At 73.0% G+C, this 18,275-nt stretch carries 15 protein-coding genes; 8 read left to right on the top strand and 7 right to left on the bottom strand.

Annotated elements, in window-relative coordinates:
* Positions 1-10 precede the first annotated feature (10 nt).
* The 8 genes from ACFRCG_RS13905 (at position 11) to ACFRCG_RS13870 (ending at position 10,648) form a co-directional block, all read left to right on the top strand.
* Positions 11-2,353, top strand: coding sequence for an ATP-binding cassette domain-containing protein (locus ACFRCG_RS13905; protein WP_380031204.1), 2,343 nt, complete (start codon positions 11-13; stop codon positions 2,351-2,353).
* A gap of 9 nt (positions 2,354-2,362) precedes the next feature.
* The gene (locus ACFRCG_RS13900; RefSeq protein WP_380031202.1) at positions 2,363-4,342 is read left to right on the top strand and encodes a hypothetical protein; all 1,980 of its coding nucleotides are present in this window, start codon (positions 2,363-2,365) and stop codon (positions 4,340-4,342) included.
* Positions 4,343-4,474: 132 nt separating this feature from the next.
* Entirely contained in the window at positions 4,475-5,248 is a 774-nt protein-coding gene (locus ACFRCG_RS13895; protein ID WP_380031200.1) for a TetR/AcrR family transcriptional regulator, read from the top strand.
* 5 nt (positions 5,249-5,253) lie between these two features.
* The gene (locus tag ACFRCG_RS13890; protein ID WP_380031265.1) at positions 5,254-8,025 is read left to right on the top strand and encodes a DEAD/DEAH box helicase; all 2,772 of its coding nucleotides are present in this window, start codon (positions 5,254-5,256) and stop codon (positions 8,023-8,025) included.
* Positions 8,022-8,849: an SWIM zinc finger family protein gene (locus ACFRCG_RS13885; RefSeq protein WP_380031198.1), complete on the top strand. Its 828-nt coding sequence runs from the start codon at positions 8,022-8,024 to the stop codon at positions 8,847-8,849. The genes ACFRCG_RS13890 and ACFRCG_RS13885 overlap by 4 nt, the downstream gene beginning before the upstream one ends.
* Before the next feature lie 68 nt (positions 8,850-8,917).
* A complete protein-coding gene (locus tag ACFRCG_RS13880) occupies positions 8,918-9,622 on the top strand; it encodes an HAD family hydrolase (protein WP_380031196.1) in 705 nt (234 codons plus the stop codon).
* A complete protein-coding gene (locus ACFRCG_RS13875) occupies positions 9,622-10,074 on the top strand; it encodes an NUDIX hydrolase (RefSeq protein WP_380031195.1) in 453 nt (150 codons plus the stop codon). The genes ACFRCG_RS13880 and ACFRCG_RS13875 overlap by 1 nt, the downstream gene beginning before the upstream one ends.
* Positions 10,075-10,348: 274 nt before the next feature.
* Positions 10,349-10,648 (top strand): DUF6342 family protein, encoded by a 300-nt coding sequence (locus ACFRCG_RS13870; protein WP_380031193.1) that lies wholly within the window; start codon positions 10,349-10,351, stop codon positions 10,646-10,648.
* A gap of 230 nt (positions 10,649-10,878) precedes the next feature.
* Here the strand turns inward: ACFRCG_RS13870 and ACFRCG_RS13865 are convergent, their stop codons facing one another.
* From ACFRCG_RS13865 to ACFRCG_RS13835, 7 genes are all read right to left on the bottom strand, one after another.
* Positions 10,879-11,541 carry a cobalamin biosynthesis protein CbiX gene (locus ACFRCG_RS13865; protein ID WP_380031191.1) on the bottom strand — a complete coding sequence of 221 codons (663 nt, stop codon included), beginning with the start codon at positions 11,539-11,541 and terminating at the stop codon, positions 10,879-10,881.
* A gap of 222 nt (positions 11,542-11,763) precedes the next feature.
* On the bottom strand, positions 11,764-12,114 hold the full coding sequence (locus ACFRCG_RS13860; protein WP_380031189.1) for a cation:proton antiporter: 351 nt from the start codon (positions 12,112-12,114) through the stop codon (positions 11,764-11,766).
* Entirely contained in the window at positions 12,101-12,379 is a 279-nt protein-coding gene (locus ACFRCG_RS13855; RefSeq protein ID WP_380031187.1) for a monovalent cation/H+ antiporter complex subunit F, read from the bottom strand. The genes ACFRCG_RS13860 and ACFRCG_RS13855 overlap by 14 nt, the downstream gene beginning before the upstream one ends.
* Positions 12,376-12,963: a Na+/H+ antiporter subunit E gene (locus ACFRCG_RS13850; protein WP_380031185.1), complete on the bottom strand. Its 588-nt coding sequence runs from the start codon at positions 12,961-12,963 to the stop codon at positions 12,376-12,378. Before ACFRCG_RS13850 ends, ACFRCG_RS13855 begins: the two co-directional genes overlap by 4 nt.
* Positions 12,960-14,531: a Na+/H+ antiporter subunit D gene (locus tag ACFRCG_RS13845; protein WP_380031182.1), complete on the bottom strand. Its 1,572-nt coding sequence runs from the start codon at positions 14,529-14,531 to the stop codon at positions 12,960-12,962. Before ACFRCG_RS13845 ends, ACFRCG_RS13850 begins: the two co-directional genes overlap by 4 nt.
* Positions 14,528-15,352 (bottom strand): Na(+)/H(+) antiporter subunit C, encoded by an 825-nt coding sequence (locus tag ACFRCG_RS13840; protein ID WP_380031181.1) that lies wholly within the window; start codon positions 15,350-15,352, stop codon positions 14,528-14,530. The genes ACFRCG_RS13845 and ACFRCG_RS13840 overlap by 4 nt, the downstream gene beginning before the upstream one ends.
* Positions 15,349-18,222, bottom strand: coding sequence for a Na+/H+ antiporter subunit A (locus ACFRCG_RS13835; RefSeq protein WP_380031179.1), 2,874 nt, complete (start codon positions 18,220-18,222; stop codon positions 15,349-15,351). Before ACFRCG_RS13835 ends, ACFRCG_RS13840 begins: the two co-directional genes overlap by 4 nt.
* Positions 18,223-18,275: the final 53 nt, after the last annotated feature.

Genomic DNA, 18,275 nt, shown 5'->3' with positions numbered 1-18,275 from the left:
CCGTGGCGGCATGAACTACGACGACATCGTGATCACCGGCGCCCGGGAACACAACCTCAGGAATGTCTCGCTCCGCATCCCCAAGAACCGGATCGTGGTGTTCACCGGGGTCTCCGGATCGGGCAAGTCGTCGATCGTGTTCGACACCATCGCCATCGAGTCGCAGCGGCAACTCGCGGAGACGTTCCCGGCGTTCGTCCGCAACCGGCTGCCCAAACACGAGCGGCCCCGGGCCGATTCGATCGAGCACCTGTCCACGGCGATCGTCGTCGACCAGCGCCCGATCGGCGGCAACTCCCGCTCGACGGTGGGCACCATGACCGACATCCATCCGCTGCTCCGGGTGTTGTTCTCCCGGCACGGCACCCCCTCGGCGGGGCCGGCCAACCACTATTCGTTCAACGCGCCCGGCGGCATGTGTCCGACCTGCGAGGGGCTCGGCCGGACCGTACGACTGGACCTGGACGCGCTGATCGATCCGTCGCGGTCGATCCGGGAGGGCGCGATTCGCCACCCCGCGTTCCCCGTCGGCGGCTGGCAGTGGCAGCTGTACTCGCACCACGGTCTGTACCCCACCGACGTCCCCGTGCGCGAGTTCACCGACGAGCAGTGGCGGTTGTTCCTGTACGGCACCGGCGCCAAGGTGGAGATCGTCAACAGCAACGGCCGGCACCACATCGACTACGAGGGTCTGGTCGACCGGTTCAATCGGCTCTATCTCAAGCGGGACACCTCGGCGCTGGCCGAGAAGAGTCGCGAGACGCTGGCCCGATTCGTCACCGAGGGCGCGTGTCCGGACTGCGCGGGGGCCAGGTTGAACGCGGCGGCGCGGGCGTCGCTGATCGAGGGGCGCTCGTTGCCGGACTACGCGGCGATGGAGATCGCCGACCTGGTGCCGGTGCTCACCGGGCTGAGCGATCCGGTCGCCCGTCGGGTGGCAGAGCCGGCCGCCGTCGCGTTGGAGCGGATCGTCGCGATCGGGCTCGGCTACCTGCACCTGGACCGGCCCACCTCGACGGTGTCCGGCGGCGAGGGGCAACGCCTGAAGTTGGTGCGCCACCTCGGGTCGAGTCTGACCGGGATGACGTACATCTTCGACGAGCCGAGCGTGGGCCTGCATCCGCGCGATGTGGTGCGGCTCAACGACCTGCTCACCCGGTTGCGGGACAAGGGCAACACCGTGCTCGTGGTCGAGCACGACCCGGATGTGATCGCGATCGCGGACCACGTCGTCGACGTCGGCCCCGGCGCGGGCGTACACGGCGGCACCGTGGTGTTCGAGGGCCCGTTCGCCGACCTGTGCACCGCCGACTCGCCGACCGGGCGGGCGCTGCGCCGGCCGGCCGCGCTCAAGCCGATCGTGCGCACCGCGACCGGCGTGCTGCCCATCCGCGGCGCGAACCTGCACAACCTGCGCGACGTCGACGCGGACATCCCCACCGGCGTGCTCACCGTGGTCACCGGCGTCGCGGGCTCCGGCAAGAGCACACTGATCTCGGACGTCCTGGTCGCCGCGCATCCGGAGGCGGTGGTGGTCGACCAGTCGGGCGTGGGCACCACCTCGCGTTCGACGCCGATCACCTACGTGGGTGTCCTCGACCGGCTGCGCCGGTTGTTCGCCAAGGCCAACGACGTGGACCCGGGGTGGTTCACCTTCAACTCGACCGGCGCGTGCCCGGAGTGCGAGGGGCGCGGCGTGATCCGTACCGACATGGCGTTCATGGACCCGGTGACCACCCGCTGCGAGGTGTGCGAGGGACGGCGGTTCCGCAACGAGGTGTCGGCGTACACCCTGCGCGGCAAGTCGATCGTGGACGTGCTGGCGCTGACCGCGGACGAGGCGGTGCACTGGTTCGTCGAACCGGAGCTGCGCGCCCGGGTGACCACGCTGGTCGAGGTGGGACTGGGCTACCTGACCCTGGGCCAACCGCTGTCCTCGTTGTCCGGGGGCGAGGCGCAGCGACTCAAGCTGGCGAGCGAGCTGCACAAGACGGGCAGCGTGTACATCCTCGACGAGCCGACCACCGGCCTGCACATGTCCGACGTGGACACCCTGGTCGGGCTGCTCGACCGGCTCGTGGACGCGGGCAACACGGTCGTGGTGGTCGAGCACAACCTGGACGTGATCCGGCGCGCCGACCATGTGCTCGACCTGGGTCCGGGCGGTGGCAAGCACGGCGGCACGGTCGTGTTCGAGGGCACCCCGGCCGAGTTGGTCGAGGCAAAGCACTCGGCGACGGGCGAGTTCCTGCGCGCCGCGCTCGCGTCCGCCGAGCGGGCGCGGGTGGGCCGACCCGCCACCGCGGCACGGGAGTCGCGGGCCGCCGGGATCGACGTCGGGGCGACACGATAGGCATGTCGGATGGCGAATACGACTGTCGACCCCCGTGACCAGTGGTTCTCCTCCGCGCTCGGCGGCCTCGTCACCGGCTCGGGCATGTGGTACCGCGAGATCCTGGCGGGCTTCACCCGGGTCGGCGGCTACCTCGACGGCACCTGGTCCCCGCCCGCCGAATCCGACGGGCCGGGCTGTGTCGGCGACGGGTCCTGGCCGGCGCTGATCGGCCGGATCGAGGCGGTCGCGCTGCGCGCGGCGGCGCCGTCGACCAAACCCGAGCACCGCGAGGCGCTGCTCGCGCTGCTCGACCTGTGGGCGGACACGGTGTTCGCCGACCCGACCGCGCGGATCCGCGTCGGCAACGCACGCGCCGAGGCGACGGCGGTGCGCGACGACCGGGGGGCCACCATCGCGACCTCGTGGCCCCGGGACGGCCGCTGCGACGTGCTCCAGGTGTGGACCGGGGACGCGGCGCCGCCCGAGTTCGGCGGGCCGGTCGAGTGGGTCGACGCGCCGCGCGGCTGGGGCGACGCGGGGCGGCTGCGCCGGTTGGTCGAGACGGTGCGCGCCCGCGGGCCGATGCCGTGGCGTGCCGACGCGGGCGGCCGACTGGCCGAGGCGACCGGGGTCTCCCGCGCGGCGTCGGCGTTGCTGCTCACCGGCAACGCCGGGGGCATCAACACCCTGCCCCGGATGGAGCCGGACCAGCGCCGGGAGTTGGGCCTCGGCCCGGCCGAACTGGAAGCCGGTTGCGACGAGTTGCGCCGCCTCACCGAGACCGACCGCCTGGAGGTGTTCGCGGGCGTGCTCCCGGACGATCCGGCCGACCTGTGGGAGCCGACCGGCGCCGACGCACTCGCCGAGCGCATCGGCGCCACGTGGGTGGCGCGGTTCGGGCGCACGATCCCGGTGCCGGAGGAGACGCTGGCGGTGCTGGCCGAACTCGACCACGTCACGCTGCACACCCCGGCCGCCCGAATCTGCGCCGCGTTCCTGGCCCCGGCCACCCACCCGCTGAGCGGCGTGGACCACGATCCCTGGCTGGCCGAGGGCCTCGGCGGGGTGTACTGCACCAGCGAGGAGCAGGGGGTGCGCTGGTTCGAGGAGTTCCTGAAGTCGCTCGCCGGCGCTCTGCCCGTGATCTACGCCGAGTTGCCCGCCGGGGACCCGGTCCGGGCCCAACTGCCCGCCCTGCTGGCCGAGTTGCGCGCCCGGTTCGATCATCCGGGCCTGCTCCTCGCCGCCGGCTACGCGGCGCGGACGTGCGACTCCGCCGACCGGCTGCGCGAGTTGTTCGGCGATCGCCCCTACGTCGGCCCGATCCCACTCACCACGACGACCTTCGACGACGGCCTGACCATCGCCTCGATCGCCGAGCCCACCGACCGCCACCCGGACCCGAGGAGCCGCCTGTACTTCCGGCCCGCGTTCTACGCCGACGACGAACGTTCGACGCTGCTGCGCGAGGTGGCCTCCGACGGCGCGTACGCCCGCGACGTGGTCGACCTGATCCGGGGCGACTGGAGCAGGCGGGTGACGGAGCGCATCACGAGCGGCGCGCTGCCGGTCGGCGGGTACGAGTGCGACCCGGCCGTCGCCGCGCCCGAAACGGTGGCCCGGGTCGCCAAGGCGCTGTCGGTGGACACCGACGCGGCGGCCCTGTACCTGCAGATCCTCGTCCTCGAACGCCCGAGCGATCGCCGGGTGCGCCGCTGGAACGGCTGGAACACCGCACGCCACAAGCGGGCGGCCGGCGCGCTGGAGGCGGCCGGCGTGGTGGTCGCGGACAAGCGCGCACGGGCCGGGCGCGGCATCTTCCTCCCGGGCGACTGGGCCAAGGCGACGCACAAGTGGCTGTGGCCGATGGAGATGTGGAAGGCCAGGCTGCTCGGCGTGCACGTGATCGGCGACCGGGTCTGGGGGCGGCACACCTGGCGATCGACCCTGCCCGAACTGTTCGCCCACGCGTGGGACGTCGTCGAGCGGGGCGACGGTCCGGCCTGACCGGGTCGGGCAGCCGTCGACCGCACCGACCGCCGACCGCCGAACCGAAGAAGGGAACTCGGTACGCCGTACGGAATTACTCCGCATAGCGTACGGTACGCCATACGGAGTTTTTGACGAAGGGCGTTACGAGTGGCACGGGAACGGGGTGGGCACGCGGATCCCGCGCGCACGCTCGCGCTGTTGTGGCGTACGGGCGACGGGCCCACCCGGGGGCCGAAGCAGGGGCTGACCGTGGATCGTGTCGTTCGCGCCGCGATCGAGCTGGCCGACGCCGAAGGGCTCGACGCGTTGTCGATGCGCGCGGTCGCCGAGCGCCTCGGCGTCGGCACCATGTCGCTCTACACCTACGTGCCGGGCAAGGCGGAGCTGCTGCACGTCATGTTCGACACCGTGCTCGGCGAGTGCGCCCCGCCCGATCCGACCGGGATCGGCTGGCGCGCGGCGCTCACACAACGTGCTCGCGCCGACCGGGAGTTGGCCCGCCGGCATCCGTGGGTGGTGCGCCTGTGGGGACCCGGCCTGCTGCTGATGGGCCCGCGACTGACCGCCCGGGCCGAGGCGGGGCTGCGCACGGTCGCCGACCTCGGGCTGTCCGACGCGGAGATGGCGTACGTCGTCGGCCTCGTCGACGGCTACGTGCGAGGCGTCGCCCAGGTGACCGTCGACGTCGGTCGGGACGCGCTCGCCGGCTACGACGACTGGTGGGCGGAGAGCACCCCCTACCTGGAGCAACTGATCCGGCCCACCCGCTTCCCCACCCTCACCCGGGTCTGGGAGGGCGGCGTCTACGACCAGGCCCCCGACGCGGGCTTCGAGTTCGGCCTGCGCCTGGTCCTGGACGGCGTCGAGAACCTGATCCGCTCGCGGCGCTCGCCCGCCGCGTCCCCGGCACCCCAGGAGTAACGGACATCGCCACCCGCGCCTCGCACCCCCCGCTCGACCTGACCCGCCACGCGGCCACCTTCGCGCCCGCCGATCCGCCACGCGCCGGCACCGTCGCGTTCTGGCCGCACGAGGACGGCCCGGACACGATCACCGTGCTCGACGCCGACGGCGTGGCCCACACCCATCCCGCCGTACGGTTGCCCGTCACCGACGCGGTCCGGGTGCTCTCCCGGGCCCGGCGCGCCCCCGACGCGCATCCGGCCGCCGCGTTCTGGGGCGCGGCCACCGTGCTGGCCCTGCAACTGGTGGCGCGCGGGCGCATGTTGCCCGGACTCTCCGCCGCCGACCACGACGCGTGGCGGGCCGGCCCGCTGGACGCCGCCGACGTCGAGCGGGTGCGGGCGCTGGCCGACGCGATGCCCGGCGAGGCGCGGGCGATCCCGACCGACGGCGGCACCCTGCTCCCGGCGGCGACCCCGCTGGTCCGGGCCTTCCTGGACGCGGTCGCCGACACCATGCCGCGCACCGCCGCCGGGCCGCACGCGGGCGACGGCGCGTTCGCCGCTCCCGCCGCGCGGAAGTTGCCCGCGCTGCGCCCGTGGTCGGACCGGGTGGCCGCCGGGCACGACCGGGGTGTCCGGATCTCGCTGCGGCTGGAGAGCAACGACGTCGAGCGTGCGCCCTTCGTGGCGATCGTCCAGGCGCACTCGCTCGCCGACCCGACCGCCGTGGTCGACGCCGACACGCTGTGGACCGGCACCGACGCGCGCTTCGGCGAACGGGCCCGGCCCGACGTGCTGGTGGCGCTGCGCCGGGCGGCCCGGATCTGGCCCGCCCTGGAACCGCTGCTGACCGCGAGCGTCCCGGACCGCGTGGTGGTCGCCGACGACGACCTGGGCACCCTGCTCGGCGCCGCGACCGCCCGACTCGCCGCCGCCGGCGTCGAGGTGCACTGGCCCCGCGACCTCGTCCGCGACCTCACCGCCCAGGCCGTGATCGGCGCCCACGACCACGCACCCCGGGACCTGCGCGCCTTCCTCGGCGGCGACACCCCGCTCGGCTTCGACTGGCAACTCGCGCTCGGCGGCGACACGTTGACCACCGCCGAACTGGACGCGCTGGCCGAGTCGCACCGCCCGGTGGTGCGCCTGCGCGACCGCTGGGTGCTGGTCGATCCCACCGTGATGGCCAGGGCCCGCAATCGTTCGATCAAGCCGCTCACCCCGATCGAGGCCCTGACCGGTGCGCTGACCGGCGGCATCGAGGTGGCCGGCAAGCGCATCGAGGTGGGTACCTCGGCATGGCTGGACGAGTTGCGCGCGCGAATCGCCGACCCGGACGGCGGCGGCGAGCCGATCGGCGCGCCCGCCGCGCTCGCCGCGACACTGCGCGACTACCAGCTGCGCGGACTGCGCTGGCTGGACCGGATGACCTCGCTGGGCCTGGGCGGTTGCCTCGCCGACGACATGGGCCTGGGCAAGACGATCACCCTGATCGCGCTGCACCTGCACCGCGCGGCCGACACCGAGGACCCGGCCGGCGCCGCGCCGACCCTGGTGGTCTGTCCCGCGTCGCTGCTCGGCAACTGGGAGCGGGAGATCACCCGTTTCGCGCCGGGCACCCCGGTGCGCCGCTTCCACGGCGGCGCCCGCAGCCTCGACGACCTCACCACCGGATTCGTCCTCACCACCTACGGCACGATGCGCCTGGACGCGGCCCGCCTGGCCGCCGTGCCGTGGGGCCTGGTGGTCGCCGACGAGGCGCAACACGTCAAGAACCACACCTCCGCCACCGCCAAGGCGCTGCGCCGCATCCCGGCGCGGGCCAGGATCGCGCTCACCGGCACACCGGTGGAGAACCGGCTGAGCGAACTGTGGGCGATCCTGGACTGGACCACCCCGGGCCTGCTCGGCACCGCGAGCACGTTCAGCCGACGCTGGACCAAGCCGGTGGAGGCGGACCGCGACGGGCCCACCGCCGAGCGACTGGCCAGGCTGGTCGCGCCGTTCCTGCTCCGCCGCCGCAAGTCCGACCCGGGCATCGCGCCCGAGTTGCCGGCCAAGACCGAGACCGACCAGCCGGTGGCGCTGACCCGCGAGCAGGTCGGACTCTACGAGGCGGCGGTGCGCGAGGCGATGGCCGAACTCGACGCGGCCGGCTCCGACATGGCCCGGCGCGGGCGCATCGTCAAACTGCTCACCGGCCTCAAGCAGATCTGCAACCACCCGGCCCAATATCTGAAGGAGCCCGAGCCCCGCCTCGCGGGCCGCTCCGGCAAACTCGAACTGCTCGACGAGTTGCTGGACACCATCCTGGCCGAGGACGGTTCGGTGCTGGTGTTCACCCAGTACGTGGCCATGGCCCGACTGCTGCGCACCCACCTGACCGCCCGCGGCATCGGCAACCAACTCCTGCACGGCGGCACCTCGGTGGCCCGCCGCGACGCGCTGGTCACCCGGTTCCAGGAGGGTGCGGTCCCGGTCTTCCTGCTCTCGCTCAAGGCCGCGGGCACCGGCCTCAACCTCACCCGCGCCGACCACGTGGTGCACTACGACCGCTGGTGGAACCCCGCCGTGGAGGAGCAGGCCACCGACCGGGCGTACCGGATCGGGCAGACCCGACCCGTGCAGGTGCACCGGTTCATCGCCGAGGGCACCATCGAGGACCGGATCGCCGAGATGTTGCGGGACAAGCGCGCGCTCGCCGACTCCGTGCTCGCCCACGGCGAGACCGCGCTGACCGAACTCTCCGACACCGAACTCGCCGACCTGGTCCGGTTGAGGAGTGCCCGATGACCGCCGCCGCGTCGGCCCGCGCCTTTCCCGCCTTCGCCCCGCGCCGCGCCCAGGGCCTCGCGGGCCGGACCTGGTGGGGCCGCGCCTGGACGGAAGCCCTCGAACACGCCGCGCTGGACGGCCGGCCGCTGCGCGACGGCCGCGCGTACGCCGCCTCAGGCCGGGTCGGGCCGATCACGATCGCACCGGGCCGAATCACCGCACGCGTGTCCGACGCCGACGGCACGTCGTACCGCACCGAGGTGCGGATCGAGCCACTGGACGACGCGCGCTGGGAGCGCCTGCTCGACCAGGTGGCCGCCGAGGCGGGGCACCTTGCCGCGCTCCTGGAGCGGGAGTTGCCGCGCGAATTGGTGGCCGCCGCCGCGGACGCAGACGTGTCCCTGCTGCCGGGCATCGACGAGCTGGATCACGAATGCGACTGCCCCGACTGGGAGTTGCCGTGTCGGCACGGCGCCGCCCTGGGCTATCAGACGGCCTGGCTGCTGGACGCGGACCCGTTCGTGTTGTTGCTGCTGCGCGGCCGGGACGAGCCGGCCGTGCTGGAGCGGTTGCGCGCGCGGCAGCCGCGTCCCACCACGAAAACGGACGACGCGGCCGGGATCGACGCGCGCGCGGCGTACCGTGCGGTCGACGCCCTGCCGGCCGACCCGCCGCCGGTGCGCGAACCCGCCGCGCCGCTGCGCGTCGCCCCCGCCCCGGGCATCCCGGCCGGCGAGCTGGAACGACTGGCCGCGGCGGCGGCGCGGCGGGCCCGGGAACTGCTCGCGGAGCGGGACGAGGCCACCGTCCGAAATCCGCCGGCGGAAGAGATAACCCGATGATCGTGCGGGGCTTTCGGCCCTAGGATGAACGGCGCCGTATCGCCGACCGGACAGAAATGAACCGAACCATGCACACCACAGCGGGCTCCCCTCGTCAGGTCCTGATCTTCGATGCGGACGACACTCTGTGGGAGAACAACATCCTGTTCGAGCGGGTCATCGACAACTACCTCGACTGGGTCGCCCACCCCACCCTGGACCGGACCCAGATCCGGGCGATCCTCAACGACGTGGAGGCCGCGAACGCGATCACCCACGGCTACGGCAGCAAGATGTTCCTGCGCAGCCTGGGTGAAACGCTGGAGCGGCTGTACGCCCGCTCCGCCACCGAGGCGGAGCTGCGGCACATCGACACGTTGGCGGTCGCGCTCTTGGAGGGCCGGATGGAACTGGTGCCCGGTGTGGTGGAGACGCTCACCGCGCTCGGCGCCCGGCACGACCTGATGTTGCTCACCAAGGGCGACACCGAGGAGCAACAGCGCAAGATCGACGCCTCCGCGCTGGCCCACCACTTCCGCAGCACGCACATCGTGCCGGAGAAGGGCGTCGACACATACGTCGACCTGATGCGCACCCACGAGCTGGTGCCGGAAACCACGTGGATGATCGGCAACTCCCCCAAGTCGGATATTTTGCCGGCGCGCGGCGCGGGCCTGGGCGCGGTGTTCATCCCGAACGCGCACACCTGGGTCCTGGAGCAGAGCGCGTTGGATCCGCACGACGAACGGGTGCTCACCCTGGACGCGTTCCCCGACCTGCTCCGGCACTTCTGATGGCCGCCGACCGGGCCGCGGACCGGCCCGCCGGGCCCTCGGTGTCCTGCGTCTTCGTCTGCCACGACGGCGCCGGGCGGGTGCTGCTGGCCCGCCGCGCGGCCGCCGCCCGGGACGAGCCCGGCACGTGGGACACCGGCGCCGGCGCGCTGGAGTGGGGCGAGACGTTCGAGGAGGCGGTCACGCGCGAGGTGCGCGAGGAGTACGGCACCGAGCCGCTGTCCATCGAGCCCCTCGGCGCCCGCAACGTCCTGCGCGGCGACCCGATCGCGTCGCATTGGGTCGCGGTCGTCTTCGCGGTCCGGGTCGACCCGGAGCGGGCGACCATCGGCGAACCCCACAAGTTCGACGCCCTGGCCTGGTTCACCCCCGACGCTCCGCCCGTACCGCTGCACTCGCAGTGCCCGGCCACCCTCGACCTCTTCCGCACCCACTCCGCCTCGGCGTGTTGACCGGCCGGCGCCTTCTTCATACGACACGTGTCAATGCGCACCGCTTGACCGAAAAGCCGTTGATATTCAGTAAACAAGCCAATGATGCGGAACTCGACGCCATCAAGCGAACCGCCTGTGTACGTTCGTGCTCGGTCCGGGTGACGTACCGCGTCACCTCGGCCGAGCAAGGCTCTTCACTGGAGGGCGGGCGTGCACGATCGGACGTCGGGCACGGAACAGCGTCGATGTCCGAGAGGAGACACGACCCGCCGGGGACAAGAGAGGAAGCCTCATGGCGGACATCGATCTCGGACTTGCCTCGGACTGGGACGAGGGCGACACCCACGGCCGGGTCAAGCTGCGGCAGAACCAGGTCTACCCGACCTCGCCCAAGAAGGACGTGCTGATCAGCTCGCCGGTGAGCATCGAGCTGTCGGTGAACACGAACCACTCCTCCTCCCAGGAGGCGGACAAGATCTACTTCACGACGTACCACGGCTCCACGAAGAAGATCATCGCGGTCCTCGACTCCGACGGAAACCTGCGCATCAGCGGGAAGCTGATCACGGACCAGAAGGACCTGACGTACTGACGGGTGACGCGCGTCGACCGCCCCGTGCCGGCGACACCGCGCACGACAGGCGCCGCGGCACACGGGCACCTATCGGCATCGGCGGCGCCGCCGTAGCCGAGCCCCGAGGAACGTGAACGGCACCAGGTCGCCCGAGCGCGTCCGAACGACGGTGGGGGTGGGGGCAAGGGCCCGCCGCCGCTCCCACCGTCGTTCCCGGCCGGCGGAGGTCTCGCGCGCGGTCGCGCGGATCAGGCGGGCTCGGCCGTGCGGGCCCGAGGGCGAAAGCCGTCCACGGCCAGGGCGACCCGGGCGGCGAGGATGCCGGCCGCGGTCGCCTTCGACAACAACGGGGCCACGCCCGGCACCGGCGGCAGCACGAACGAGGCGGGGATCGCGACGGTACGGGCCGCGCCGAGCACGCGGCAGCGCTCCAGGGCCCGGCCCAGGTCCGGGTCGCCGCCGATCAGCGCGACCTCGACGATCCGGTGGGTGCCGTACTGCCACACCAGCCGGGCCAGTCGGTACAGTTCCGCGTCCTCGTCCGGTCCCCCCGCCGGCGCGGTGACCAGGATCGCGGCCCGCGCGGGCACCCGCGCCGCCGCCGCGCGCAACCACCCGATCAGCTGCCCGGTGCCGCCGAACGGCCGGCCGAGCACCACCCGCGAGCGCTCCGCCGCCGGCAGCGCGCGCAGCGTCCGCGTGGTCTCCGCGAGCAGCCCGGCGTCCCGACCCAGCGTCATCGGCACCACGCACACCCGGTCCGCCCCGCGGTCCAGCAGCACGGACACCGCCCGTTGCGTCCGGCGGCCGGCGGCCACCGGGGTCACCTCGGGACCGAGCAGTCCCGGCAGCGCCGCGCCGTGCGCGCTCTCGTGCCCGCCGACCGCCACCACGGCCACCCGCTCCGCCACGACTCAACCGCCGTTCGGGGCACGACCGCACCCTGGCCGGCCGGCTGCCTCGCGGGGTTCGGGATTCATCGTGGATTCCTTTCTCGGCTGGCCGCGCCCGGGATGGTCGTCTCGTCCCGGGTATCCAACGAACCGACGCACCAACCCCGGCCATCGGAGTGAAATCCGACCATCCCCCGATCATCCGACCGCGCGGCGCCACGAGCACCGTCCGGATCCGGATCAACCCGCCGGGTCTGGCCGGTGCGCGAGTTCGTCGACGACGAGGTCGCCGGTCGGCAGGTGCGGCAGGCGGTACACCGCGTGGCCCACCAGGTGGGTGGCCACCGGGACCGTGGTCAGTTGGAAGAACGCCACCATCACCAGCATCCCGACGTCGATCCCGCTGCGCAGCCGCAGCCCGAGGCCGAGGGTGACCAGGAGCAGCCCGAGCACCTGCGGCTTGGCCACGGTGTGCATCCGCGACAGGGTGTCCGGGAAGCGCAACAGGCCCACCCCCGCGACGAAGGCGAGCGCGCAGCCCGCGAGCAGGCAGCCCACCGCCGCGCCGTCGGCGAACTCACCCGCGCGCACGTCGGCTCCCCTCCCGGGCGGAGAAGCGCACGATCGACACCGAGCCCAGGAAACCGACCAGGCCGAGCGCGAGCAGCACCGGAACGGTGGTGGTGTGCCGGTTCAGCGTCGCCTCGGCGGCGATCGCGGCCAACATCACCGCGAGCAGCATGTCCACCGCCACCGCCCGGTCCAGCGTGGACGGCCCGCGCACCAGCCGGATCAGCGCCATCAGCGCGGCCGAGCCGAGCAGCACGATCACGGTGCCGCCGACGAATGGATTCATGGGTGCTCTCCGGGAGTTCGAGCGGACAGGGACGGATCCTCCGACCCGGCGCGGTCCGCGCGGGTCCCGAACGCGCCGACCGCGCGGGCGGCCAACCGCAGCGCCGCCCGGCGGGCCGCCACCACCGCCGCCGGTGTGTCGGCGCCGAGCGCGTGGATGAACAGCGTGGTCGACCGGCCCCGATCGATCTCGATCACGATGCTGCCGGGCAGTACGTTCAAGGCCAGCACAGTGAGGGTGAGCACCAGGTCGGAGCGGGGCGCCAGTTCCACCGCGAGCACCGAATTGCGCGGCAACCTGCCCGGCCACAGCGCCTGCCACGCGACGCGCAGCGAGGACACCACCAGGTCGAGCCCGAAGCGCAGCACGAAGCGCACCAGCCCCCAGGGCCGGAAGGCGAGCCGATCCCGCGCCGGCGACAGCGGCAACAGGACGAGCATGAGCACCGCCGACACCACCCCGGTGAGCACGTTGGCCACGGTCAACGTGCCCCACAGCGCCACCCACACGGCGGTCAGCCACACCACGAGCAGCGGCGAGACGCGCCGTCGGCGGCGCGCCGCGTCGACCCGGGTGGCGTTCATCGGCCTCCGCTGCGGTGCACCCCGCCGGGCAGCGGGACGGCGTCGACGTAGGCGGAGCGGTCCACCAGTTCGGCCCCCGTACGATCGGCCAGCGCGACCAGCGGGCCGGCCCACACGGTGAAGGCCAACCCCATCGCCACCAGTGCGCAGGTCGCCACCGTCATCGTGCGCGGCAGCACACTGGTGGTCGCCGCGACATCGCGCCCGCTCAGGCTCGCGCCCGAGGAGTAGGCGGTCGCCCCCGAGTGGTCGGCCGTACCGCCGAACACCTGCCCCCACACCCGGGCCATCGCGTACAGCGTGAGCAGGCTGGTCGCCACCGCCGCGCCGATCAGCACGTACGAGGTGACCGTGCCGAACTCCGCACCCGCGCGCAACAACAGCCACTTGCCCAGGAATCCGGACAGCGGCGGAATCCCGCCCAGGTTCATCGCGGGCACGAAGAACAACACCGCGAGCACCGGCGACATCCGGGCCAGAGCGCCGAGCCGGCCCAGGTCGGTGCTTCCGCCGCGCCGCTCGATCAGCCCGGCGACCAGGAACAGCGAGGTCTGCACGGTGATGTGGTGGACCGCGTAGAACACCGCCCCGGCCAGCCCCGCGGCGCTCGCCAGGGCGATCCCGAACACCATGTAGCCGATGTGGCTGATCAGCGTGAACGACAACAACCGGTTCAGGTCGCTCTGCACGATCGCGCCCAGGATGCCCACGATCATCGTCGCCGCGGCGACCACGAGCAGCAGTTCGCGCACCCGCCCGTCCGGGAACAGCAGCGTCTGCACCCGGATGATCGCGTACACCCCGACCTTGGTCAGCAGCCCGGCGAACACCGCGGTGACCGGCGCGGGCGCGGTCGGGTACGCGTCGGGCAACCACGCCGACAGCGGGAACACCGCCGCCTTGACCCCGAACGCGATCAGCAGCATCGACTCCAGGATCAACCGCACCCCGGGGTCCACCTCGGGCAACCGCACCGCGAGCTGGGCCAGATTGACCGTGCCGGTGGCCGCGTACACCATCGCGATCGCGGCCAGGAACACCAGCGAGGACAGCAGGCCCACCACCACGTAGCCCGCGCCCGCGCGCACCCGCGCGGCGGTGCCGCCGACGGTCAACAACACGTAGCTGGCCGCGAGCAGCACCTCGAAGCCCACGTACAGGTTGAACAGGTCGCCCGCCAGGAACGCGTCGGCCACGCCGGCGACCAGGATCAGGTAGGTGGGGTGGAACACCGACAGCGGCGTGGCCTCGTCCTCGTCCGCGCGTCCCTGGCCGATCGAGTAGATCAGCACGCCCAGGGTGACCGCGCAGGAGATCACCAGCATCAGCGCGGAGAGCCGGTCCGCCACCAGCACGATGCCGGTCGGCGCGGGCCAGCCCGCCATCCGCGCCACCACCGGACCGTCCCGGTCGGCCGACACGAGCAGCGCGACGGCCACGCCGAGTACGGCGGTCAACACGCCGACGCTGATCACCCGCTGGCCCCGCGGCAGCCGGCCGCCGATGGCCAGCTTGAGGCCCGCGCCGAACAGCGGCAGCAGCACCGGCAGCGGGACCAGGTGATTCATCGGCGCGGCTCGTTCCCGACGTGGTCGCCGCCCCGGTCCGGCCGGAACGCCGTCGCGCCGTGACCGGACCCGATCGTGGTCGTCTCGCGCGGAAACTCGGTGTCCGGCACCGCGTCCACCACGCCGTCCGCCCGCGCCACGGCCGCGCGCTCGGCCCGCGCCTGCCGGTTCAACTCACGCCGCGCGGCCCGGAAGCGGGCGCGCAACTCGCGCTGCTGGACCCGGTGTTCGGACTTGATCCCGCGCAGCCGCAGGCGCAGCTCGGCGCGCCGCTCGCGGGCGATCCGCTGCTCCTCGGGCTGCCCGCCGTGCCCGCGCTCGTCCACGCCGAGCCGCCGGCACTCGGCCGCGTAGTTGGCCCGCGCCTCGACCGCGAGCCTGCGCACCACCGCCCCCCTGGCCGCGGTCTGCTCGCGCAACTCGCGCCGCAGCCGCCGGTGTTCGGCCCGCAGGTCGCCGCGTTCGGCGCGGCGCACCACGCGCAGGTCCTCGGCGTCGTCCTGGATCTCGTCGGTCCCGGTCAACTCCCAGTGCCGGTGCACCATCGACAACACGAACGCGGTCACCGCGAGGGTGATCACGATCGCGGTCAGCACCATCGCCTGGGGCAGCGGGTCGTTCATCCGACCCGGGAGGGTCACGCCGAGCACCGGCGCGCCGCCCGCGCGGCCGCCGCCGGAGAGCACGATCAGGTTGGCTCCGTTGCCGATCAGCACCACGCCCAGGAGCACGCGGGTGAGGCTGCGTTCGAGGATCAGGTACACCCCGACGCCCACCAGGACCGCCGCGGTGAGTACCAGGATCAGGGTGGGGCTTTTCATACGATCACCGTCCGTTCGGCGTCGGGGTCGTGGGTCTGTTCGATGCGTCGGTCCAACTCCGCGCCCAACGCGCTCAGCACGTCCTGCACGAGGCCGACCACGAGGAGGTAGACGCCGATGTCGAAGAACACCGACGTCGCGATGTGCACGCCGCCGAAGACCGGTAGATCGGCGTCGAGCACGGTGCTGCGCAGCGGTGCGCCGCCGACGATCAGGCCGACCAGGGCGGCGCCGGCGGAGACCACCAGGCCGGTGCCGAGCAGCCGCCCGGCGGGCAGCGGCGCGGCTTCGGCCAGTTCGTACCGGCCGCCGGCGAGGTAGCGCACCAGGAGCGCGAGTCCGGCGGTGATCCCGCCCGCGAAGCCGCCGCCCGGCGTGGAGTGGCCGCTGAACAGGAAGTAGAGGGAGAGGACGAGCACGGTCGGGAAGGCCACCCGGGCGACCACCTCGAACAGCACGGTGCGCCGCCCGGGGGCGAGCGTGCGGGCGGCGACCAGGCGGCCGGCCGGCTCGGGTTCGTGGCCCGGACGCGCGTCGTCACCGTCGGCGGGCGGCGGCGGCGCGTCGGCCGCGCGGTCGACGAGCCGGGGCAACTCCCGGGTCCGGCGCACGAAGATCAGGCTGGTCACCCCGATCGCGGCGACCGCGAGCACCGCGATCTCGCCCATCGTGTCCCAGGCCCGGATGTCCACCAGCAGCACGCTGACGATCTCCTTGCCCCCGGCCTCCTCGGCCGCGGCGGCGAACGCCTCGGACACCGGGGGCCGGGTCCGCGCGGCGAACGCCGACACCGCGACGCTCGCGAGCACGCCGCCGGTCAGCACCGCGATCACGATGTGCACGGCGCGGCGCACGGGTCGGATGGTGTCGCGGAAGCGGCCGGGCAGTCGGCGCAGCACCAGCAGGAACACCACCAGACTGACCGTCTCCACCAGGCCCTGGGTGAGCGCGAGGTCGGGGGCGCCCTGGAGGACGAACAACGTCGCGCAGCCGTAGCCGGTGACGCCGACGAGCAGCACGGTGGGCAGCCTGCCCCGGGTACCGGCGGCGATCAGCGCGGCGGCCACGACCAGGAGGGCGACCACGACCTGGGCGGCGGAGTCCCACCAGCGCGGCGTGTCCGGGAAGGGCAGCGGGAGTCGGCCGAGCGCGGCGGCGGCGGTGGTCGCGATCAGGCTGAGCAGGATCACCCCGACATACACCGGCATCGACCCGCGCTGGGTGGTGCCGGTCAGCTGCAACGCGCCCCGATCGACGCCGCGCACCAGCAGGTCGTACAGCCGCGAGGGCTCGACCCGCGCGGTGGCCAGTTGTACCCGTACCACCGGCTCGCGGGCCAGGAACAGCACGATGCCCAGGCAGACGGCGGCGGTCGACAGGTTCAGCGCGATGCCGGGGCCGTGCCACACGGCCAGGTGGTAGTCGGTGCCGTCGGCCGGGAACAGGTCGGCGTACGAGGAGATCCAGTGGTCGAGAGAGGGCGCGGCCAGGCCGAGCCCGAGGCAGCTCGCGCCGAGCAGCAGGGCGGGGGCCAGGAGCAGTCCGCCCACGGGCGCGCACGTGGTGGTGGGCACGCCGTGCTTGCGGGCGAAGGCGCCCCACACGAAGCGCAGGCTGTAGCCGGCGGTCAGCGCCGATCCGGCGACCAGGACGCCGAGCACGGCGGTGTCGGCCCGGCCCCGGTCCAGGAACGCCTCGTACACCGCCTCCTTGGCGACGAAGCCGACCGTCGGCGGCAGTCCGGCCATGGACAGCGCCGCGACCGCGGCGACCAGGCAGGTGACCGGCATGGCGCGGGCCAGGCCGGACAGTCGGCGCAGGTCGCGGGTGCCGGCGCCGTGGTCGATGATGCCGACCACGAGGAACAGGGTGGCCTTGAACAGGGCGTGCGCGACCAGCATCGCGATGCCGGCGAGCGCCGCGTCCCGGTTGCCGGCGCCGGTGACCACGGTGAGCAGGCCGAGTTGGCTGACCGTTCCGTAGGCGAGGACACGTTTCAGGTCGTTCTCGCGCAGCGCGCGCCACCCGGCCAGGAGCAGCGTGACGCAGCCGGTGATCAGGACGATCGGCCGCCAGGGCGCGACTTCGGCGAAACCCGGGGCGAGCCGGGCGATCAGGTACACGCCGGCCTTGACCATCGCGGCCGCGTGCAGGTAGGCGCTGACCGGGGTGGGCGCCGCCATCGCGGCGGGCAGCCAGGATCCGAACGGCACGATCGCCGACTTGGCCAGCGCGCCGACCAGGATCAGCACGATCGAGGTGGTCACGAGCGTGCCGCCGGGCGGATCGGCCAGGATCTCGGAGAGCCGGTAGGTGCCGGCTCGTTCGCCGAGCAGGATCAGCCCGACCAGCATCGCCAGGCCGCCGAAGGTGGTGATGGTCAGCGCCTGCATCGCGGCCCGGCGCGAGCCCCGGTGTTCGCTGCGATGGCCGATCAGCAGGTAGGAGAAGACCGTGGTCAATTCCCAGAACACGTACAGCAGGATCAGGTCGTCGGTGGTGACCAGCCCGATCATCGCGCCGGCGAAGGCGACCAGGACCCCGGCGAAGGCACCGAGCCCGGGCTCGTCGTCGTCGAAGTAGCGCGCGCAATAGACAAGGACGAGTACGCCCACGCCCGCCGCGAGGAACACCATCAGCAGTGCCAGGGCGTCACACCGGAAGGCGAGCGCGACGCCTTGCTGGGGAATCCACGCCCGCGACTCGACCAGGGCGTGGCCGTCGAACACCGAGCCGGCCTGGGCGAGCGCCCAGCCGGTGGTCGCGACCGGCAGCGCGGCGAGCACCACGAAGGCGTTGCGCCCGAGACGGCGAACCAGCCAAGGAGCGATCGCCGCGACCACGAAGTACGAGGCCACCGAGAGGATCATGACGCTACGTTAGGACGTAATCACTCAAAATCACCTCAAATCGGAAAAATGTC

This window comes from Embleya sp. NPDC056575, from assembly GCF_042793325.1.
Taxonomy (GTDB): Bacteria; Actinomycetota; Actinomycetes; order Streptomycetales; family Streptomycetaceae; genus Embleya.
This window is presented reverse-complemented; position numbering and strand designations above follow the sequence as displayed.